The 19,547-nt window shown below is 73.3% G+C and carries 18 protein-coding genes; 13 read left to right on the forward strand and 5 right to left on the reverse strand.

What is annotated here, in order from left to right:
* The first annotated feature begins 100 nt into the window (after positions 1–100).
* Both ACIRB4_RS15420 and ACIRB4_RS15425 read left to right on the forward strand, forming a co-directional pair.
* Positions 101–619 carry an O-acetyl-ADP-ribose deacetylase gene (locus tag ACIRB4_RS15420; protein WP_403291462.1) on the forward strand — a complete coding sequence of 173 codons (519 nt, stop codon included), beginning with the start codon at positions 101–103 and terminating at the stop codon, positions 617–619.
* A 146-nt stretch (positions 620–765) separates the two neighbouring features.
* The gene (locus ACIRB4_RS15425) at positions 766–2,835 is read left to right on the forward strand and encodes a SpoIIE family protein phosphatase (protein WP_403291464.1); all 2,070 of its coding nucleotides are present in this window, start codon (positions 766–768) and stop codon (positions 2,833–2,835) included.
* A gap of 79 nt (positions 2,836–2,914) precedes the next feature.
* On the opposite strand, the gene ACIRB4_RS15430 is transcribed toward ACIRB4_RS15425, so the two are convergent.
* A complete protein-coding gene (locus ACIRB4_RS15430; protein ID WP_403291466.1) occupies positions 2,915–5,668 on the reverse strand; it encodes a SpoIIE family protein phosphatase in 2,754 nt (917 codons plus the stop codon).
* A 201-nt stretch (positions 5,669–5,869) separates the two neighbouring features.
* On the opposite strand from ACIRB4_RS15430, the gene ACIRB4_RS15435 reads away from it, so the two are divergent.
* Both ACIRB4_RS15435 and ACIRB4_RS15440 read left to right on the forward strand, forming a co-directional pair.
* Complete coding sequence (locus tag ACIRB4_RS15435) at positions 5,870–7,345, forward strand: AlkA N-terminal domain-containing protein (RefSeq protein WP_403291467.1); 1,476 nt, start codon at positions 5,870–5,872, stop codon at positions 7,343–7,345.
* A gap of 14 nt (positions 7,346–7,359) precedes the next feature.
* Positions 7,360–7,899: a methylated-DNA--[protein]-cysteine S-methyltransferase gene (locus ACIRB4_RS15440; protein ID WP_403291468.1), complete on the forward strand. Its 540-nt coding sequence runs from the start codon at positions 7,360–7,362 to the stop codon at positions 7,897–7,899.
* Here the strand turns inward: ACIRB4_RS15440 and ACIRB4_RS15445 are convergent.
* On the reverse strand, positions 7,880–8,599 hold the full coding sequence (locus ACIRB4_RS15445; protein WP_403291470.1) for an SIR2 family NAD-dependent protein deacylase: 720 nt from the start codon (positions 8,597–8,599) through the stop codon (positions 7,880–7,882). The genes ACIRB4_RS15440 and ACIRB4_RS15445 overlap by 20 nt on opposite strands.
* Before the next feature lie 64 nt (positions 8,600–8,663).
* Here ACIRB4_RS15445 and ACIRB4_RS15450 point away from each other — a divergent pair, with 64 nt between their 5' ends.
* From ACIRB4_RS15450 to ACIRB4_RS15460, 3 genes are all read left to right on the forward strand, one after another.
* Positions 8,664–8,870 carry a type II toxin-antitoxin system VapB family antitoxin gene (locus tag ACIRB4_RS15450; RefSeq protein ID WP_403291471.1) on the forward strand — a complete coding sequence of 69 codons (207 nt, stop codon included), beginning with the start codon at positions 8,664–8,666 and terminating at the stop codon, positions 8,868–8,870.
* A gap of 4 nt (positions 8,871–8,874) precedes the next feature.
* Positions 8,875–9,351: an NUDIX hydrolase gene (locus ACIRB4_RS15455; RefSeq protein WP_403291472.1), complete on the forward strand. Its 477-nt coding sequence runs from the start codon at positions 8,875–8,877 to the stop codon at positions 9,349–9,351.
* A gap of 164 nt (positions 9,352–9,515) precedes the next feature.
* Complete coding sequence (locus tag ACIRB4_RS15460; protein WP_403291474.1) at positions 9,516–10,682, forward strand: glycerate kinase; 1,167 nt, start codon at positions 9,516–9,518, stop codon at positions 10,680–10,682.
* Positions 10,683–10,745: 63 nt separating this feature from the next.
* On the opposite strand, the gene ACIRB4_RS15465 is transcribed toward ACIRB4_RS15460, so the two are convergent.
* Positions 10,746–11,945: a PucR family transcriptional regulator gene (locus ACIRB4_RS15465; protein ID WP_403291476.1), complete on the reverse strand. Its 1,200-nt coding sequence runs from the start codon at positions 11,943–11,945 to the stop codon at positions 10,746–10,748.
* A 184-nt stretch (positions 11,946–12,129) separates the two neighbouring features.
* On the opposite strand from ACIRB4_RS15465, the gene ACIRB4_RS15470 reads away from it, so the two are divergent.
* The 6 genes from ACIRB4_RS15470 to ACIRB4_RS15495 all read left to right on the forward strand — a co-directional run bounded on the left by ACIRB4_RS15470 (position 12,130) and on the right by ACIRB4_RS15495 (position 17,870).
* On the forward strand, positions 12,130–12,948 hold the full coding sequence (locus ACIRB4_RS15470; protein WP_403291478.1) for an ABC transporter ATP-binding protein: 819 nt from the start codon (positions 12,130–12,132) through the stop codon (positions 12,946–12,948).
* Positions 12,945–13,730 (forward strand): ABC transporter ATP-binding protein, encoded by a 786-nt coding sequence (locus ACIRB4_RS15475; protein ID WP_403291480.1) that lies wholly within the window; start codon positions 12,945–12,947, stop codon positions 13,728–13,730. Before ACIRB4_RS15470 ends, ACIRB4_RS15475 begins: the two co-directional genes overlap by 4 nt.
* A complete protein-coding gene (locus ACIRB4_RS15480) occupies positions 13,727–14,617 on the forward strand; it encodes a branched-chain amino acid ABC transporter permease (protein WP_403291481.1) in 891 nt (296 codons plus the stop codon). Before ACIRB4_RS15475 ends, ACIRB4_RS15480 begins: the two co-directional genes overlap by 4 nt.
* A complete protein-coding gene (locus ACIRB4_RS15485; protein WP_403291482.1) occupies positions 14,610–15,719 on the forward strand; it encodes a branched-chain amino acid ABC transporter permease in 1,110 nt (369 codons plus the stop codon). Before ACIRB4_RS15480 ends, ACIRB4_RS15485 begins: the two co-directional genes overlap by 8 nt.
* On the forward strand, positions 15,716–16,990 hold the full coding sequence (locus ACIRB4_RS15490) for an ABC transporter substrate-binding protein (RefSeq protein ID WP_403291484.1): 1,275 nt from the start codon (positions 15,716–15,718) through the stop codon (positions 16,988–16,990). Before ACIRB4_RS15485 ends, ACIRB4_RS15490 begins: the two co-directional genes overlap by 4 nt.
* 304 nt (positions 16,991–17,294) lie before the next feature.
* On the forward strand, positions 17,295–17,870 hold the full coding sequence (locus ACIRB4_RS15495) for a GNAT family N-acetyltransferase (protein WP_403291485.1): 576 nt from the start codon (positions 17,295–17,297) through the stop codon (positions 17,868–17,870).
* Positions 17,871–17,921: 51 nt separating this feature from the next.
* Here ACIRB4_RS15495 and pssA read toward each other — a convergent pair whose 3' ends face one another.
* Positions 17,922–18,803 (reverse strand): CDP-diacylglycerol--serine O-phosphatidyltransferase, encoded by an 882-nt coding sequence (gene pssA / locus ACIRB4_RS15500; protein WP_403291850.1) that lies wholly within the window; start codon positions 18,801–18,803, stop codon positions 17,922–17,924.
* Positions 18,796–19,452 carry a phosphatidylserine decarboxylase gene (locus ACIRB4_RS15505; protein WP_391135563.1) on the reverse strand — a complete coding sequence of 219 codons (657 nt, stop codon included), beginning with the start codon at positions 19,450–19,452 and terminating at the stop codon, positions 18,796–18,798. The genes pssA and ACIRB4_RS15505 overlap by 8 nt, the downstream gene beginning before the upstream one ends.
* Positions 19,453–19,547 lie beyond the last annotated feature (95 nt).

The raw sequence follows: 19,547 nt of genomic DNA on the forward strand, positions 1-19,547 counted from the left end.
TCACCCTGCCGCAAAACCCTCGTCGCGCGCTCGCCGAAGTTCCGGCATGCGCCCGTAAACCCCCCGGCGTGCGCCCGCGCCCGCGGGCCATCATGGCCTCATGGCCGAGACCACTTTGATCACGCTCGCCCTCGGGGACATCACCGAGGAACACGCCGACGCCCTCGTCAACGCGGCGAACTCCTCCCTGCTGGGCGGCGGGGGAGTCGACGGCGCCATCCACCGCCGCGGCGGCCCCGCCGTCCTGGCGGAGTGCCGCGCACTCCGCGCCGGCCACTACGGCCGCGGCCTGCCCACCGGCCGGGCCGTCGCCACCACCGCTGGCCGCCTTTATGCCCGCTGGGTGATCCACACCGTCGGCCCCCGATTCAGCCCGGAGGAGGACCGGTCGGCCCTGCTGGCCTCCTGCTACCGGGAGTCGCTGAAGGTCGCGGACGAGCTCGGCGCTCGTACGGTGGCCTTCCCGGCCGTCTCCGCCGGCATCTACGGATGGCCGATGGAGGACGCGGCCCGGATCGCGGTCGAGACGGTACGAGACACGGAGACGAAGGTCGAGGAGGTCAGGTTCGTCCTCTTCGACGACCGGGCGTACGAGGCGTTCGCCCGGCACATCCGCTGACCGCTAAGCCGTCGTCGACGCCGCCCCCCGAGGCGGCCGCGGGCCCCGGGCGGCGAGCCGATCGGGCGAACACACAGAGCCCCGCGAGGACGCCTCGGATAGGGTGACCGAGTAGGAAAAACACCCCCCGGGGTTAGGTCGATGCGTTGGACACTGATCAGTCGACGAGCGAGACGCCGGAGCGGCCGCCGGCGGCCGTCGGGTACGCGGGTGTGCTGCGCGAACTCCTCCCGATCGCCTTGTGGCGGGAGGACGCCGACGGCCGCGTCGTCGAGTGGTCCCTCGCCGCGCAGGACCTCCTCGGCTACCGCCCCGAGGAGCTGCTCGGCCGCCCCGCCACCCCCGTGCTCGCCCCGGAGACCAACCAGGAACTCGCCCAGCAGCTGACGCGGCGCGTCCAGAACGGTGAGACCGTCGTCGGGACCCTGCCCGTACGCCACCGCGACGGCCACGACGTGACGATGGAGATGTGGATCGTCCCCGACGTCGACCCACGGGGGCGGCCCGGAGCCATGCTCATCGCGGTGGAGACCTCCGAGGTCCTGCGCATGCGGGACTCGCTCGCCGCCCTGCAGAGCCTCTTCACCCAGTCGCCCATCGGCCTGGCCACCCTCGGCCCCGACCTGCGGTTCCTGCGCGTCAACGACGCCCTGGCCCGGATGAACGGCGTCTCGGCCGCCGAGCACCTCGGCAAACGGCTGACCGAGGTGGTGCCCGGGGTCAACGCCGTCGCCCTGGAGGCGATGATGCGGCAGGTCCTGGAGCGCGGCGAGGCCGTCGTCGACGTCCGCCGCACCGGCCGCACCCCGGCCGACCCCGACCACGACCGGACCTGGTCCTGCTCGTACGCCCCGCTGCTCGACGGCTCCGGACGGCGCCTCGGACTGATCGCCTCCCTGATCGACATCACCGAGGGCCAGCGCGCCCTCGTCGAGGCCGAACGCGCCCGCTCGCGCTTCGCCCTGCTCGCGGAGGCCGGCACCCGCATCGGCACCACCCTCGACCTGCGGCAGACCGCCGAGGAGGTGGTACGGGTCCTGGTGCCCCGGTTCGCCGACTCGGCCGACGTACAGATGCTGGAGGCGGTCCTCGCCCCCGACGAGGCCGCCGCGGCCGGGGCCTCCACCCAGGGCCTGCTGCGCCGGCTCGCCGCCGTCTTCCCCGACCCGTCCGCTCCCACCGCGCTGCTCGCCGCCGGGCAGACCTTCCAGATCCCGCTCGGCACCGTGTACGAGCGGGTCGTCGCCGAAGGGCGCGCGATGAACCTCTACCAGAGCGACATCCCGGCGCTGTTCCCCGACCCCCGCTCCGCGGGGCTGCGCGACTACCTCGCCACCAGCATCGGCTCCGCCCGCCTCGTCCCGCTGGTCGCCCGTGGCAGGGTCCTCGGCGCGGTCACCGTGACCCGCGTACGCGGCCGAGAGCCGTTCGACGAGCAGGACTGCGTCCTCGTCGACGAACTGGTCGCCCGCGCCGCCCTGAACATCGACAACGCGCGGATGTACACCGCCCAGCGGGAGGCCGCGCTCACCCTGCAGCGCAGCCTGACGAACAGCACGCTGCCCAAGGTCGAAGGCCTGGAACTCACCGGCAGGTACCTGCCCGCGAGCGACCACGACGTCGGCGGCGACTGGTTCGACGTCATCGCCCTGCCCGAGGGCCGTACCGCCCTGGTCATCGGCGACGTCATGGGCCACGGCGTCCACGCGGCCGCCGTCATGGGCCAACTCCGCACGGTGGTAAGGACCCTCGCCCGGCAGGGCGTGCCCCCCGCCGAGCTGCTCCGCTCCCTCGACGCCGCCGTGGCGGACCTCGGCGAGGACGAGATGGCGACCTGCGTGTACGCCGTCCACGACCCCGCCTCGGGCGGTGTGGTGATCGCCCGGGCCGGCCATCCGCCGCCGGTCGTGGCCACCGCCGACGGGGCGATCACCTTCCTGGAGGGGCCGCCGGGCACACCGCTGGGCACCGGAGGGCAGGACTTCCGTACCGAAGAGGTGCGGCTGCCCCCGGGCAGCCTGCTGGTCCTGTACACCGACGGTCTCATCGAAGCCCGGGACCGGGATCTCGACGAGGGCATGGACCGGCTCGCCCGGGCGCTGTTCCACCACGAACGGCCCCTCAGCCAGCTCTGCGACGGCATCCTCGAACAACTGCTGCCCTGCGCGCAGCAGGACGACGTGGCGGTGCTGCTCGCCCGTACCTCCCTGCGGTGATCCGCGCGCCGGGTGCGGGTGGACGGTCCGCGAGCCGGGCGGGGGTGACCGGTCCCGCGCGCCGGGAGCCGGCCCGCGGTCACCAGGCCAGGTTCTCCAGCGCGTCCAGGTCCGGCATCCCCGCCCCCACCGAGGACCCGGGAGGCGCCGTGGTCAACGTCAGCTCCGCCCAGATGACCTTTCCCCGTTCGGTGTAGCGCGTGCCCCACCGCTCGGCGAACTGGGCCACCAGGAACAGCCCGCGCCCGCCCTCGTCGGTGGTCGCGGCGTACCGCAGATGCGGGGAGGTGCTGCTGCCGTCGGCGATCTCGCAGATCAGCCGGCGGTCGCGCAGCAGACGCACCCGGATCGGCTCCGCGCCGTACCGGATGGCGTTGGTGATCAGCTCGCTGAGGATCAGTTCGGCCGTGAAGGCGATGTCGCCCAGCTCCCAGTCGGCGAGCTGCTCGGAGGCCGCGTTGCGGATGCGCGAGACGGCGGCCGGGTCGGCCGGCACGTCCCACTGCGCGATCCGGTCGGACTCCAGACGGCGGGTTTCGGCGATCAGCAGGGCGATGTCGTCGTCGGGGGCCGGCACCAGCAGCGAGGTCAGGACGTCCGCGCAGGCCTGCTCCGGGCTCCGGCCGGGCCGCGCCAGGGCATCGCGCAGCAGTGTGAGACCGGTGTCGTAGTCCCGGTCGCGGGTCTCGAGCAGCCCGTCCGTGAACAGCACCAGACGGCTGCCCTCCGGCAGCCAAAGCTCCGTCGCCTCGAACGGCATCCCGCCCACCCCGAGCGGCAGACCGGAGGGCATCTCCGGGAACTCCACCCGCCCGTCGGCGTGCACCAGCGCGGGGCCGGGGTGCCCGGCGCCGGCCATGGCGCAGCGGCCGTTCGCCGGATCGTAGATCACGTACAGACAGGTGGCGCCGGTGATCGGCTCGCGTTCGGCACCGCCCCGGTTGTCGTCGTCGCCCACTCCGCCGCCGTCACCGGACTCCGGCCGGTCGATCCGGTCGATCAGCTCGTCGAGGTGGCCGAGGAGCTCGTCGGGCGGCAGGTCCAGGGTCGAGAAGTTGTGCACGGCCGTCCGCAGCCGGCCCATCGTGGCGGCCGCGTGCAGCCCATGGCCCACGACGTCGCCGACGACGAGTGCCACCCGGGCGCCCGGCAGCGGAATCACGTCGAACCAGTCACCACCCACCCCGGCCTTCGCGGGCAGATACCGGTAGGCGACATCGACGGCGGACACGTCCGGCAGCACCCGGGGCAGCAGACTGCGCTGCAGGGTGACCGCCATGGCGTGCTCGCGGGTGAACCGGCGGGCGTTGTCGATGGAGACCGCGGCCCGCGCGGTCAGCTCCTCCGCGAACGACAGATCGTCCTCCCCGAAGGGCTCCGGGGTCTCGGCCCGCCAGAAGTTCGCCATCCCCAGCACCACCCCCCGGGCCAGCAGCGGCACGGCGACGAGCGAATGCAGCCCGTAGGCGAGCGCGAGCGCCGCACCCTCGGGGTCCTGGGCACGCCAGCCCTCGGCCGCGCTCAGATCCTCCACGAGCACCGCGTGCCCGCTGTCGAGCGCCGTCGCCATCGGCGTCGTCGGCACCACGCACCGGATCAGATCGCCCACCGGCTGCAGCGGTGGCTCGTCCCGGATGCCGGTCAACGCCGTACGGCGCATCTCCGTGTACGTTCCCGAGGGCTCCTCCCCGCGCAGCACCGGCTCCAGCAGCTCCACGGTGACGTAGTCGGCGAACCGCGGCACCGCCACCTGCGACAGCTCCTCCGCCGTGCGCACCACGTCCAGCGTGCTCCCGATCCGCACCCCCGCGTCGTACAGCAGCTGCAGCCTGCCCCGGGCCACCTCCGCCCGGCCCGACAGCGCGGCGAGCTCGGTCGAGTCGCGCAGCGTCATCACCGTGCCGGTGGGCCGCCCCCGGTTCGGCTCGGTGGGGCGTACGTTCACGGCGAGCAGCCGGTCGCCCGCCAGATGCACCTCGTCCGTCACCGCCCGGCCCGAGGCGAGCAGCGCGGCGGTGCCGGGGTCGAGCCCCAGCTCGGTGACATGCCGCTGCTCGGCGTCGGGCGCCAGGTCGAGCAGCCGGCGGGCCTCGTCGTTGGCGAGCAGCAGACGGCGGTCGGCGTCGATGATGAGCACGCCCTCGCGCACGGCGTGCAGGACCGCCTCGTGGTGTTCGTTGATCCTGGTCATCTCGAGCGGGCCCAGCCCGTGGGTCTGCCGGCGCAGCCGCCGGCTCACCAGCGCGGCGCCCCCCACCGCGAGCAGCAGGGCGCCCGCGGCGGTGCCGAGCAGCAGCGGCAGCTCGTTCTCCACCACGTTGCCGACGTTCTCGATCTCGATCCCGGTGCCCACCAGGCCGACGACGTCGCCGTCCTCGGTCCGTACCGGAACGATCGCCCTGACCGCGTCCGTCGGCTCCCCGGTGAAGATCTCGGTGAACGACTCACCGGCCCGGGCCCGTGCGATGTCGCCGGTCGCGCGCTGCCCGATCAGCTCCGGCCGGGCGTCGGTGTAACGAATCCCGTCGGGGGTCATCACGGCGAGGAAGTCCAGACCCGCGGCCACCCGGGCGGCCTCGGCCCGCCGCTGGAGGAGGGCCGACGGGTCCGGGGCCCGCAGGGCGTCTATGAGACCGGGCGCGTGCGCGAACGCCTCCGCCGCGGCGAGGGAACGGTTGCGCGCCTCACGCTCGCTGTCGTAGCGGGTCTGGAAGATCAGGGCCAGCGCGGCCACCGTCACCAGCAGGACCACGATGACCGCCTGCAGGGCGAAGACCTGACCGGCGACACTGCGCACCCACAGCCCCCTGGGTCGTCCAAGACGTCCGGTCATGGGGTTCTTCTCATGGATGTGGCTGTCATCACGGACTCGGCTGTCACCCGTCCACTTCCTCCGGCTCGCCGGCGCGCCGCAGAGTTCCCTTCCTTCCATGCTGCCCCCGCCGCGCCGGGAAATCGAGGCGGCACCGGCCAGACGAGGTCGATGTCGTTTTCTCGCCAGCCCGAGGGCGTGGACGTCCCCGATCCTGGACACATGCACACCGACACCGAGCGCTGCGTACGGGCCGTCCGGTCGAAGGACGCCCGCTTCGACGGCGTCTTCTTCACCGCGGTCCTGACCACCAGGATCTACTGCCGCCCCAGCTGCCCGGTCGTGCCGCCCAAGGCCGAGAACATGGTCTTCCACCCCAGCGCCGCCTCCTGCCAGCGCGCCGGGTTCCGCGCCTGCAAGCGCTGCCGCCCCGACACCAGCCCCGGCTCCCCGGAGTGGAACGTCCGCGCCGACGCCGTCGCCCGCGCCATGCGCCTCATCCAGGACGGCGTCGTGGACCGCGAGGGCGTGCCCGGACTCGCCGCCCGGCTCGGCTACTCCACCCGCCAGATCGAGCGCCAGCTCCTCGCCGAACTGGGGGCCGGACCGCTCGCCCTGGCCCGCGCCCAGCGCGCCCAGACCGCCCGGCTGCTCATCGAGACCACCCCGATGCCCATGGCCGAGATCGCCTTCGCGGCCGGATTCGCCTCGATCCGCACCTTCAACGACACCGTCCGCGAGGTCTTCGCCCTCGCCCCCGGCGAGCTGCGCGCCCGGGCGGCGCGCTCTTCGGGCCGGGACCGGGCGACCCCCGGGGTGATCGCGCTGCGGCTGCCGTTCCGCGCTCCCCTCAACCCGTCGAACCTCTTCGGCCACCTCGCCGCGACCGCCGTGCCCGGTGTCGAGGAGTGGCGGGACGGCGCCTACCGCAGGACGCTCCGCCTCCCGCACGGCCACGGCATCGTCTCCCTCGCCCCGCGCCCCGACCACATCGCCTGCCGGCTCTCCCTCACCGACCCGCGCGATCTCACCCTCGCCATCAATCGCTGCCGCTGGATGCTCGACCTCGACGCCGACCCGGTCGCGGTCGACGAGCAGCTGCGGACCGACCCGCTGCTCGCACCGCTGGTCGACGGGGCGCCCGGGCGGCGGGTGCCGCGGACCGTCGACGCCGCCGAGTTCGCGGTACGGGCCGTGCTCGGCCAGCAGGTCTCCACCGCGGCCGCCCGGACCCACGCCTCCCGCCTGGTCACCGCGCACGGAACCCCCGTCGAGGACCCCGAAGGCGGGCTCACCCACCTCTTCCCCACCCCCGAGGCGCTGGCGGGTCTCGACCCCGAGGCGCTCGCACTGCCCCGCAGCCGCCGCACCACCCTCCTCACCCTGGTGGAGGCGCTCGCCGACGGCTCCCTGCACCTCGGTCCGGCCAGCGACTGGGAGGAGGCCCGCGCCCGGCTTCTCACCCTGCCCGGCTTCGGACCCTGGACCACCGCGGTCATCGCGATGCGCGGGCTCGGCGACCCCGACGCCTTCCTCCCCGGCGACCTCGGCGTCCGCCGCGCCGCCCAGGGCCTCGGCCTGCCGTCCACACCGGCCGCGCTGACCGCCCGCGCCGCGCACTGGCGGCCCTGGCGCGCGTACGCCGTGCAGTACCTCTGGGCCACCGACAGCCACCCGATCAACCACCTCCCCGCGTAAGGAAGCCATCGAGCATGCCGACCGTCCAGCACATGGTCGTGGACAGTCCGTACGACGCGCTGACCCTGGTCGCCGTCGACGGCGTCCTCAGCCGTATCCACATGACCGACCAGCGCCACCGCCCGCCAGAGGAGACGTTCGGCGCTCCCGACCCCCGCCCCTTCGGCGAGGTGATCCGCCAGCTCGACGCGTACTTCGCCGGCGAACTGACCGAGTTCGACCTGCCGTTGAGGCTGATCGGCACCCCGTTCCAGCTGCGGGTGTGGGAGCAGCTGCGCCGCATCCCGTACGGCGAGACCCGTACGTACGGGGAGCTGGCCGAAGCCCTCGGCAACCCGGCCGCCTCACGCGCGGTGGGCCTGGCCAACGGCAGGAACCCCGTCTCCATCGTCGTGCCCTGCCACCGGGTCATCGGCGCGAGCGGTTCCCTGACCGGCTACGGCGGCGGCCTGGACCGCAAGCAGCGACTGCTCGCCTTCGAGTCGGGCGCCGGCACCGAGCCGGACACGCTGTTCCAGTTCGCGGCGAAAGGCCCTAGCTCCGCAGGCGGGTGAGGAGCGCGGGCAGCGAGGTCCCGATCGGCTCGCGCACGATCTCGTCGGCGATCGCGTCGTACGGGGTGGGCTCGGCGTTCACGATGATCAGCCGGGCCCCGTGCTCGGCGGCGATCCCCGCCAGGGAGGCCGCCGGCTGCACCTGGAGGCTGGTGCCGACCGCGACGAACACCTCGGCGGCCTTCGCGATCGACATCGCGTCCCGCAGGACGACCGGGTCGAGCCGCTGCCCGAACATCACGGTGGCCGACTTCAGGATCCCGCCGCACGCCAGACACTTCGGATCGTCCTCGCCCGCCCTCACCCGCTCCAGGGCCTCGTCCATGGAGGAACGGGTCCGGCACCCGGTGCACACCACCGACCGCGCGCTGCCATGGAGTTCGAGGACCTTGCGAGCCGGCACGCCGGCGATCTGGTGCAGCCCGTCGACGTTCTGTGTGATGACCCTGACCGGGTTGCCGCTCCGCTCGAACGCGGCGACGGCCCGGTGCGCGGCGTTCGGCTCGGCGCGCAGCACCGGTCCGTCGAGCCGCATCCGCCACGACCGGCGCCGGACGTCCGGATCGGCCATGTAGTGCGCGTAGGTGGCGAGCTTCTCGGCCTCGGGGTCCCGCGTCCACAGGCCGTCGGGGCCCCGGTAGTCGGGGATGCCGGAGTCCGTGGAGATCCCGGCTCCGCTGAGGATGGCGACCATGGTCATATCGCGAGCCTAGGTCGCCGACCGGGCCTGCCGCGAACGGAATAGCGGGTGCTAGGTTCCCGCCATGGCAAAGGTGAACATCGCGCTCGACGCCGAACTCGTCGTCGAGGTCATGGTCTTGGCGGGCGTGGGCGACCCGCGGGACGCGGTCGAGGCGGTCGTACGCGACTACATCGCCCGCGGTCACCGCACCGAGGCGCGCGTGGACGACCCGCGCGACGACACCCGCCGCAGGGGCGATCTCACGCCTCCCGAGACCACGCAGGGCTGAGCCGATGCGAAGGACACCCCGCCGAGCGGCCCGGATCGCCGTCCTCGCCCCCGACGGCTCCGTCTTCCTCTTCCGTTACGACAACGAGGAGGTCGGCGTCCACTGGGCCATGCCGGGAGGCGGGCTCGAACCGGGAGAGAGCCCTCGGGAAGGGGCCGTGCGCGAGCTGCGCGAGGAGACCGGGTGGGAGGGGATCGTGCCGGGCGAGCTGCTCTGCACCTGGGAGCACGACTTCACCCGCGCCGGGGTGCCCGTCCGGCAGCACGAGCACATCTACGTGGCGCACGGGCCGCGCCGTGACCCCGCCGGCGATCTCGCCGCCGCGCACGCGGAGGACCGGATCCAGCGCGGGCGCTGGTGGAGCCCCGAGGAGCTGGCGGACGCCGAGGAGACGCTCTGGCCACCGGATCTGGCCCGGCTGCTCGCGGACTTCACCGCGTCGGCGGACCGTTCCCGAGCCGTGCCCGGTCCGCGGACCTGACCCGCCCCTCCCAAAGGTCCCGTCCGTGCCGGACGGGCGGGTTCCGCGCTCGTCCCGCCCCCCTATGGTGCGGAATATCGGCTCATCAGGGGGTGGCATGCCCTCTCGCGCTCCGGATAGGGTCGGCCTCGGCGCGACTCCTGTTCGAAAGCAAGGGATGCAAGGTGACGGACGGAGCAGCAACGGAGGCCGCACGGGGACGAGCACACGTGCTCGTCGCGGCCGACAAGTTCAAGGGTTCGCTCACGGCCGTACAGGTCGCGGAGCGGGTCACGGCGGGACTGCGACGGGTCGTCCCGGAGCTGGAGGTGGAGACGCTTCCCGTCGCCGACGGCGGCGACGGCACGGTCGCGGCCGCGGTGGCGGCCGGTTTCGAGCGCCGTGAGGTGCGGGTGACCGGACCGCTCGGCGAGCCGGTGACGGCGGCGTTCGCGCTGCGCGACACGACGGCGGTCGTGGAGATGGCGGAGGCGTCCGGCCTCCAGCTGCTCCCGCGGGGCGTCTTCGCGCCGCTGACCGCCACCACGTACGGCTCCGGCGAGCTGCTGCGGGCCGCGCTGGACGCGGGCGCGACGACGCTCGTCTTCGGCGTCGGCGGCAGCGCCACGACGGACGGCGGGGCCGGCATGCTGGCCGCGCTCGGCGCGGTCTTCCTGGACGCCGACGGTGAGCCGGTCGCCCCCGGCGGCGGCCCGCTGAAGGATCTCGCCACGGCCGACCTGTCCGGTATCGACCCCCGGTTCGCCTCGGTCGACCTGGTCCTCGCCAGCGACGTCGACAACCCGCTGACCGGCCCGAAGGGCGCGCCGGCTGTCTACGGCCCGCAGAAGGGCGCGTCCCCCGAGGACGTCGAGACCCTGGACGCGGCGCTCTCGCACTTCGTCACCGTCCTGGAGAAGGCCATCGGCCCCAAGGCGTCGGAGTGCGCGCTCGCCCCGGGCGCCGGCGGCGCGGGCGGCATCGGGTACGGGGCGCTGGTCGGCCTGGACGCGAGCTTCCGTCCCGGGATCGAGCTGATGCTCGACGTCCTCGGTTTCGCCCCCGCTCTGGATCGGGCCACTCTCGTCATCACCGGCGAGGGCTCCCTCGACCAGCAGACCCTCCACGGCAAGGCCCCGGCCGGCGTCGCCGCCGCGGCCCGGGCGGCCGGCAAGGAGGTCGTCGCGGTCTGCGGCCGCCTCGCCCTCGCCCCCGAGGCACTGGGCGCGGCCGGTATCCGCCGCGCCTATCCGCTCACGGACCTGGAGCCGGACACGGCGAAGTGCATCGCGGAGGCGGGCCCGCTCCTCGAAAAGGTCGCGGCGAACATCGCCCGCGACTTCCTGGCGTAGGCCCGGCGCCGCAGAGCACACCGGCGGGAAGCCGCCCCCCCCATGGGGCGGCTTCCCGGTCTGTCACCCCGCCGCCGTCAGGCGGAACGCGTCCAGGGCCAGGGTCATCTCCGTCAGGTCCCGCGGGCGGGACAGCGACCGTGACGTGAGCTGTTCCAGCCGGCGCAGCCGGTTGAAGACCGTGTTGCGGTGGCAGTACAGCCGTCCCGCCGCCCGGCCCGCCGAGCCCTCGCAGTCCAGCCACACGTCCAGGGTCTCCAGCAGGATCGCCCGGTCCGCCGGATCCAGCTCCAGGAGCCCGCCCAGGACGTCCGAGATCAGCAGCCCCGCCATCTCCGGCTGGCCGACCACCAGCGCCCCCGCCATCCGGCGGTCCAGGCGCACGATCTCGTGGGACTCCGGCGGACACGTCCGCAGGGCGAGCTCCGCGAGGCGACGGGCACGCCCCAGCTCGGCGAGCCCGGTGACCACCGGGCTGATCCCGCCCGGCCCCGGACAGCGGCCCGCCAGAAGCTCGGACAGCGCGTCCAGACCCGTGCCCTCCGCCAGCGACACCACGCCGATCTCGCAGTCCGCGCGCATCCGCCACAGGAACCGCACCCCGGCCCCCTGCACCCGCCGGTGGAACGGCTCGGGCACGTCCCTGCGGTCGTAGCGCAGCACCACCACCGCGTACCGCCCGTGCTCCGGCAGATCCAGGCCGGCCGCGGCCCGCGAGACCACCTCCGGCGTCCGCTGCCCCTGCAGCAGCGCGTCGAGGAGCGCCTGCAGCTGCTCGTCCGTACGCCGCCGCAGCTCCAGCTCCGTCGCCCGGTACGCCTCCGACGCCGTGTCCGCCTGCGCGTCTACCGCGTGCCACACCATCGTCGCCGACTGCATCAGCGCCGTCAGCTGCGCCGGATCCTCCGCCGCACCCTCGATCAGCGCGTCCCACACCAGATGCCCGGCCTGACGGTACGAGTGCACCACCAGCTCCAGCGGCATCCCCTGCTCCGCCCGCAGCCGGCCCGTCTCGTCGGCGTGCTCCAGATCCCGCCGGGGCGAGTCGCGGGGCGCCGAGATCATCTCGATGCCGATCCGCATCGCCTCGTGTGCCTCCTGCCAGTGCTGGTCGTACGGCACGATCCGGCCGTACGCCGGCTCGTACTCGTGGAGCTCCCTCAGATGTTCGTCCACCAGCTCGGGCAACCGTTCCAGCAGCGCCGTGCACGCCTGTGCCAGCAGCTTCCAGTCATCGCCGGTCCGTGGTCTGCGCCGTCCCATGACCGGAGGATGCCATCCTTCCGGCCCATCCCACAGGCCCCTGACACGCACTGTTGTGCCCGTGCACAACCCGCCGCCGCGCCCGCTGGTCACCGGCAGCGTTTCGGCCGCCGGACGTGGACGGGCGGCGCCCGCGGTGCTGGGGTGAGCGCCACTGAACGGGGCAATCGGTGGAAGGGGAGCCATGGGAGGTACCGCACTCGCCCTCGAGGTCGCGGACCTGTCGGCGGGATACGGACCGGTACGCGCACTGCGCCGGGTGTCGCTCGACGTACCGGAGGGCGGTGTCGTCACCGTCCTCGGCGGCAACGGCGCCGGAAAGTCCACGCTGCTGCGCGCGGTCTCGCGCACACTGTCGTTCCACGGCGGCGCCGTCGTCTCCGGCACCGTGCGCTTCGGCGGCCGCGAGATCGGCGGGCTCGCACCCGACCGGGTCGTCGCCGCCGGGGTCTCCCAGGTGCCGGAGGGCCGCCAGGTCTTCGCCCGGATGACGGTCGAGGACAATCTGCGCGCCGGAGCGCTGGGCGCGCGCGACGACCGCGCCGCGAAGAGCGCGGCCCTCGGACGGGTCCACGAACTCTTCCCGGTCCTCAAGGAACGCGCCCACCAGCGTGCCGGGCTGCTGTCGGGCGGCGAGCAGCAGATGCTCGCCGTCGGCCGCGCCCTGATGGCCGCGCCCAGGCTGCTCCTCCTCGACGAGCCCTCGCTCGGCCTCGCCCCGCTGATGGCCGCCCGCATCGCCGACACGATCCGGGAGATCAACGCCCAGGGTACCGCGGTCCTGCTCGTCGAACAGAACGCGGCGCTCGCCCTGCGCCTCGCCTCCCGGGCGTACGTCCTGGAGGTCGGCGAGGTCACCCTCTCCGGACCGGCCGACGAACTCGCCGCCTCCGACGAGGTGCGCCGCCGCTATCTCGGCGTCGTCGACGAGACCGCGGCCGCCGACGCGGCCGGGGCGAACACGACGCACCCGGTGCTGTCCCGCTGGGAGGAGAAGCGATGAGCGCGAACCCCGTGCCCGCCCTGGACGTCCGCGACGTCACCGTCCGGTTCGCCGGACTCACCGCGCTCGACTCCGTCGGCTTCACCGTCCGTCCCGGCACCGTCCACGCCGTCATCGGCCCCAACGGCGCCGGAAAGTCCACCTGCTTCAACGTGCTCTCCGGGGTCTACAAGGCCACCTCCGGCTCCGTCCGCTTCGGCGACCACGAACTCACCGGACTGCCCCCGCACAAGATCGCGGACCTCGGGGTCGCCCGCATCTTCCAGAACCTCGCGCTGCCGCCCCGCGCCACCGTCGAGGACAGCCTGATGCTCGGCCGCCACCGGCTGACCCGGACCGGATTCGTCGCCGCCGGGCTCCGGCTGCCGTCCGCCGCCCGGGAGGACGCCCGCCACCGGGCCCGCGTCCGCGAGATCGCCGCGTTCGTCGGCCTGGAGGGGCAGCTGGGGCAGCCCGCGGGCTCCCTGCCGTACGGGCAGCAGAAGCTGGCCGAGCTCGCCCGCGCCCTCTGCATGGAGCCCCGGCTGCTCCTCCTCGACGAGCCGGTCGCCGGCATGACGGCCGACGAACGCCGCCGTACCGCCGCCGTCATCGCCGGCGTACGCGACAGTCTCGGGATCTCCATCGTCCTCGTCGAGCACGACATGGGGGTGGTGATGCGGCTCGCCGACTCCGTCACCGTCCTCGACTTCGGCCGCCGCATCGCCGACGGCGTGCCCGCGGACGTACAGAACGACCCGGCGGTCGTCCGCGCCTACCTCGGAGAGGAGACCACCGAGTGACCACGTTCGCCGAACTCCTGCTCAACGGCGTCTCGTTGGGCTCCATCTACGCCCTCATCGCCCTCGGCTTCGTGGTGATCTTCCGCGCCACCGAGGTCGTCAACTTCGCCCACGCCTCCCTCCTCCTCGCCGGCGGCTACTTCACCGCCGTCCTGCACGACGAGATCGGCTTCTGGCCGGCGCTGCTCGCCGGCATCGCCGGCGCGGCCCTGGTCGGTGCGGCCGTCGAGTTCCTCGTCATGCGCCGCTACCGTGGCTCCGACCACAGCGTCCTCGCCATCGTCACCATCGGCGTCGACATCCTGCTCGCCACCGAGCTGACCCGCCGCATCGGCACCGACATCCTCTCGCTCGGCGACCCGTGGGGCGACGCCGTCGTCACCCTCGGCCCGATCTCGATCGCCCAGACCCGGATCGCCGCCTTCCTCGCCGCCGCCCTGCTGATCACCGCGTTCCTGCTCGCCTTCCGCCACACCTCCTGGGGCGTCGCCATGCGCGCCGCCGCCGAGAACCAGGAGACCGCCGCGCTCATGGGCATCCGCCTCGGCCGGGTCTCGATCGGCGCCTGGGCCGTCGCCGGCGGACTCGCCGCCGTCGCCGCGCTCTTCCTCACCGTCTTCCCGACGCCCGGCCTGGAGCGCTCCACCTCGTTCGCCGCCATGAAGGCCTTCCCGGCCGCGATCCTCGGCGGCCTGGACTCCACCACGGGCGCCCTCGTCGGCGGCCTCCTCGTCGGCGTCACCGAGTCCCTCGCCACCGGCTACCAGGGCGATCTGACCTTCCTCGGCCGGGGCATCGGCGACCTGGCGCCGTACCTGGTGATGGTCGCGGTGCTGCTGATCCGCCCCGCCGGACTCTTCGGTACGAAGGAGCTGGCCCGTGTCTGATCTCCTCGCCCGGCCCGTCGCCGCCCGCGCCGCCCTCACCCGGCCGCGCACCTGGGTCTGGGCCGCCGCCGGCCTCCTCCTCGCCGCCTTCCCCTTCTATCTGGACCGCTTCTGGCTCCAGGCCGGGCTGTTCGCCATGGCCGCCGCCATCGGCGCCATCGGCATCAACCTGCTGACCGGCGCCACCGGCCAGCTCTCCATGGGCCACGCCTTCTTCCTCGCCGTCGGCGCCTACGGCTACTGCGCCTTCGCCGGCGACGGCGGGGACGGCCTCGCCGGACTCGGGCTGCCCGGCTGGCTCGCCGCCGTCCTCGCCGTGGCCCTCGCGGGCCTGGCGGGCGGCGTGTTCAGCCCGATCGCGGGCCGGCTGCGGGGCGCGTACCTCGGTATCGCCACCCTCGCGCTGATCTTCATCGGCCAGCATGTGCTCTTCAACGCGCACGACCTGACCGGAGGTTTCAACGGCCGGGCGGTCCCCCCGCTCACCCTCTTCGGCCTCACCTTCGACGACAGCGAACTCCTCGTCGCCAACGTGCCGTTCGGCTCCGCCGAGAAACTCTGGTACGTGGGTCTCGTCCTGCTCCTCGGGGGCGCGCTGTTCGCCCGCGGGGTGCTGCGCGGCCGCCCCGGCCGCGCCATGAACGCCATCCGGGACCACCGGATCGCGGCGGGCGTCATGGGCATCCCCGTGGCCCGCTACCGGGCCGCCGTCTTCGTCCTGTCCTCCATGTACGCGGGACTCGCCGGCGTCCTCCTCGCGCTGGTCTTCCAGCGCACCGTGCCGGAGTACTTCGGCATGCTGCTCTCCCTCGAATACCTGGCCATGATCGTCATCGGCGGTCTCGGCTCGGTCGCCGGAGCGGTGGTCGGGGGCGTCTTCGTCTCCCTCCTGCCGCAGCTCCTCAACCGGTACAGCGACGCGCTCCCCCTGGTCTCCGCCCCCGGGACGGGCGGGATCGCACCGGGGGAGGCCGCCCGCTATCTCTACGGCGCCGCCGTCGTCGCGGTGGTGCTCTTCCTGCCCGGAGGCCTGGTCCGGCTGGCCGCACGGCGCACCAAACAACCCTCGCGTTCCACGCAATCCTCTGGGGAGGACCGATGAACCACCGACGACAGGCCGTGCGGGGCCTGACGGCCGCACTCGCCGTCCTGGTCGCGCTCACCGCGGCCGGATGCAGCTCCAAGGCCAAGAGCGGCGACGACCAGGGCACCGGCGCGGGCGGGGTGAAGGCCGGCGAAGGCGTCACCGACACGACCATCGCGATCGGCGCCCTCACCGACATGACCGGTGTCTACGCCACGCTCGGCAAGAGCGTCACGCAGGCCCAGCAGCTGTACGTCGAGCAGGCCAACGCGGCCGGCGGGATCTGCGGCCGGAAACTGGAACTGACCGTCCGCGACCACGGCTACGACCCGCAGAAGGCGCTGTCGGCGTACACCGAGCTGGAGCCGAAGGTCGTCGGCTACGCCCAGTTCATCGGCTCCCCGTTCGTCGCCGCCGTCAAGCAGCGCGTCGACGGCCAGGACAAGGGGCTCGTGCTGCCGCAGGCCTGGTCGGCGTCGCTGCTCGGCTCCCCGTACATCCGGGTCCTCGGCACCACGTACGACGTCGAGACGATCAACGCCGTCGACTTCCTGGTCACGGAGAAGGGCCTGAAGCGGGGTGACAGGCTCGGCCACGTCTACTTCGAGGGCGACTACGGCGAGAACGCGCTCGCCGGCTCGAAGCACGCCGCCGAGAAGGCCGGGCTCACGGTCGTCGAGCAGAAGATCAAGCCCACCGACAACGACATGTCGGCGCAGGTCGCGGCGCTCAAGCAGGCGGGAGTGAAGGGCATCGTCATCAGCGCGGGCCCGCGCCAGGCGGCCTCGCTGGTCGGCGTCGCGGCGGCGACCGGGCTGCGCGTGCCGATCGTCGGCAACAACTCGGCGTTCGCCCCGCAGCTCCTGGGCACCCAGGCCGGACCCGCCCTGGAGAAGATGTACTGGTTCGCCTCTCCCAGCCTCCCGATCGGCGCGGACACCCCCGCCGCGAAGAAGCTCGTGGCCGACTACAAGGCCGCCCATCCGAACGACAGCCTCGACAACGGCATCGTCGCCGGCTGGACGGCGGCGAGCGTCTTCGGCGAGGCCCTGAAGAAGGCGTGCGCGGACAAGGACCTCACGCGGGAGGGCATCGGCAAGGCGCTGCTCACGCTCGACGCCCATGACGCGGGCTTCGGCATGACGCACGACCTGAGCGACCCGAAGGCCCCCTCGTCCCGCGAGTCCGTCATCATCCAGCCGGACAAGAACGTCCCCGGCGGCATGCGCACGGTCCGCGAGCCCTTCGTCTCCGACGCGGCGAAGACCTTCACCCCGAAGGCCGGCTGAACCGGGGGCGCCGCACCGGCCCGGACCGGGCTCACCCCTCCTGGCGGGCGAAGCCTCGCGCCAGGAGGGGTGAGCCGGTGTCCAGCCCCGGGCCCGGGCCCGGGCGTTCTCCGCCCCCACGGGCCCACGGCGTGCCGCCCGCTGTCCGCGCCGGGCCGGCGCGTCCAGAGCCCGGGCGAGCACCGGGAACCACGTGTGGGCCGGGGCCGGCTCGTCGTCGACGATGTTGTACGCGCAGATGTGATCATCCTGGGCACCGGCGTGACGTCACCTGTCGGCAACAACCGCGTGTGAGGCTCAGGCCATGAGTGACTCCTTCACGCCCCGCCCCGCCACCGCCGACCACGCCCGGATCGAGCGGCTCGACGCCGACCACATCCGCACCCATGCGGCCGGCGGCCTCGCCGTGCTGCTCGTCGACGCGGTCGACGGCGGGGCCTCCCTGGGCTTCCTGGCCCCCCTCGAACCGGCCGACGCGGCCGCCTGGTGGCTCGGCGTCGCCGAGGAGGCGCGACAGGGGCTGCGGAACGTCTGGGCGGCCCACGGGCCCGCCGGGGAGGTTTTGGGAGCGGTCACCCTCGTCCGCACGGACAAGCCGAACGGCCGGCACCGCGGCGAGATCGCCCGGCTGATCGTCCACCGGGAGGCCCGGGGCCAGGGCCTGGGCGCCCGCCTGCTCGCCGCGGCGGAGTCCCACGCCGGCGAGGCCGGCCTGAGCCTGCTGGTCCTGGACACCCAGACCGACAGCCCCGCCGAGGCCCTCTACCGCAAGGCGGGCTGGACACCGGCCGGGACCATCCCCGACTTCGCCGCCGACCCCACGGGGGTCCTGCGCCCCACCACGCTGTACTACAAGCGGCTCCCGACCATGACGGCATGAAGAAGGGCCTGGACGCGAGATCTCGCGTCCGGGCCCTTCGTCGTCCGACTGCTACGGCAGCTGCGCCGCCTCCGCCTGTCGCGCCTCCCGGCTCTCGCGCCGGTTGCCGCGGAAGGTGTTCACCCGGCGGGCCGTCGCGAAGAGGGGGATCACGGCGCCCATCACGACCTGCAGCGCGCACCCGGCCTGGAGCAGGAACTGCCCGCCCGGCGCGTCGAAGGCCCAGGCCGCCAGCATGCCCATGGCGCCGACGATCCAGGCGAGCATCGCCACCGCGAGGACACCCCGCGGCTTGGGGTACTCGACCCGGCTCACCATCAGCCACGCCACTCCGATGATCGCGAGCAGCGTCGGGACGAACGGCAGCTCGAGCAGCACGATCGAGACGACCGTCAGCGCGCCGAAGGGGCTCGGCATGCCCTGGAACATGCCGTCCTTCATGGTCACGCACGAGAATCTCGCCAGCCGCAGCACCACCGCGAGGAGCACGGCGACCGCGGCCACCGCGGAGACCTTCTGCTGCGCGCCGTCCGGGACCGCGACCATCCCGTACACGAGCACGAAGTACGCCGGGGCCAGACCGAAGCTGATCAGGTCCGAGAGGTTGTCGAGCTCGGCGCCCATGGGGGAGGAGCGCAGCTTGCGCGCCACGATGCCGTCGAAGAGGTCGAAGATCGCCGCGCACAGCATGAGGATCACGGCGGTGGCGGCGCTGTTGCGCGCCATGCCGGTCTCGGCGCTGCCCGTGAGGTGCGGGATGAGGATGCCGGTGGTGGTGAAGTACACCGCCATGAATCCGCACGTCGCGTTACCGAGCGTGAGGGCGTCCGCTATGGACAGCCTCAGCGACAGCGGCATCTCCTCGGCCTCGTCGGCACCGTCCGCCTCCGCGTCGGCGACCCAGTCGCCGGCACGCGTGTCCGGATCAATCACGGTCAATGCGAGTCACCCCCGCGGTCGTGGTCTGACCGACCTCGACGGCGACGTCCACACCTTCCGGAAGGTAGATGTCGACGCGCGACCCGAAACGGATCAGACCGATACGCTCGCCCTGCTCGACCTTCGTCCCCTGCGGGATGTACGGCACGATGCGGCGGGCCACGGCCCCCGCGATCTGCACCATCTCGATGTCACCGAGCTCGGTGTCGAAGTGCCAGACAACGCGCTCGTTGTTCTCGCTCTCCTTGTTGAACGCCGGGACGAACCCGCCGGGGATGTGCTCCACGGACGTCACCGTGCCGGCCAGCGGCGCGCGGTTGACGTGGACGTTCAGCGGGCTCATGAAGATGGCGACCCGGGTCCGGCCGTCCTTCCACGGCATGATGCTCTGCACCACACCGTCGGCGGGCGAGATGACCCGGCCCTGAGCGATCTCGCGCTCGGGGTCGCGGAAGAACCACAGCATGCCCGCCGCCAGGGCGGTGGTGGGCACGGCGACAGCGGCCCAGCGCCCGGACCTGCGGGCCCGGGTCAGGCTGAGCGCCGCGGTGGCGACGGTCGGCAGAAGCCACGGCGATGCTCCGCGCGCGAGGCGTACGCCAGCGAGGCTGTCGCGAGGTGCAGAGGTTTGGCTGTGGGGCATGGATGACCTTCGTAGCGGATGATGCCGCACGGGCAACGGGGACGGCGGCTTTCCGGCGATGCTATCGGTTGCGAGCCGCAACTGGGCAAGCCAGA

It is taken from the genome of Streptomyces sp. NPDC093600 (genome assembly GCF_044764755.1).
Lineage (GTDB): Bacteria > Actinomycetota > Actinomycetes > Streptomycetales > Streptomycetaceae > Streptomyces.

Bases quoted from the DNA above. Each gene is read 5' to 3' on its own strand.
- ACIRB4_RS15470 (WP_403291478.1), top strand. From the start codon at position 12,130: ATGGGAGGTACCGCACTCGCCCTCGAGGTCGCGGACCTGTCGGCGGGA.
- ACIRB4_RS15490 (WP_403291484.1), top strand. From the start codon at position 15,716: ATGAACCACCGACGACAGGCCGTGCGGGGCCTGACGGCCGCACTCGCC.
- ACIRB4_RS15440 (WP_403291468.1), top strand. From the start codon at position 7,360: ATGCCGACCGTCCAGCACATGGTCGTGGACAGTCCGTACGACGCGCTG.
- ACIRB4_RS15475 (WP_403291480.1), top strand. From the start codon at position 12,945: ATGAGCGCGAACCCCGTGCCCGCCCTGGACGTCCGCGACGTCACCGTC.
- ACIRB4_RS15450 (WP_403291471.1), top strand. From the start codon at position 8,664: ATGGCAAAGGTGAACATCGCGCTCGACGCCGAACTCGTCGTCGAGGTC.
- ACIRB4_RS15495 (WP_403291485.1), top strand. From the start codon at position 17,295: ATGAGTGACTCCTTCACGCCCCGCCCCGCCACCGCCGACCACGCCCGG.
- ACIRB4_RS15505 (WP_391135563.1), bottom strand. From the start codon at position 19,452: ATGCCCCACAGCCAAACCTCTGCACCTCGCGACAGCCTCGCTGGCGTA.
- ACIRB4_RS15455 (WP_403291472.1), top strand. From the start codon at position 8,875: ATGCGAAGGACACCCCGCCGAGCGGCCCGGATCGCCGTCCTCGCCCCC.
- ACIRB4_RS15430 (WP_403291466.1), bottom strand. From the start codon at position 5,668: ATGACCGGACGTCTTGGACGACCCAGGGGGCTGTGGGTGCGCAGTGTC.
- ACIRB4_RS15420 (WP_403291462.1), top strand. From the start codon at position 101: ATGGCCGAGACCACTTTGATCACGCTCGCCCTCGGGGACATCACCGAG.
- ACIRB4_RS15465 (WP_403291476.1), bottom strand. From the start codon at position 11,945: ATGGGACGGCGCAGACCACGGACCGGCGATGACTGGAAGCTGCTGGCA.
- ACIRB4_RS15445 (WP_403291470.1), bottom strand. From the start codon at position 8,599: ATGACCATGGTCGCCATCCTCAGCGGAGCCGGGATCTCCACGGACTCC.
- ACIRB4_RS15435 (WP_403291467.1), top strand. From the start codon at position 5,870: ATGCACACCGACACCGAGCGCTGCGTACGGGCCGTCCGGTCGAAGGAC.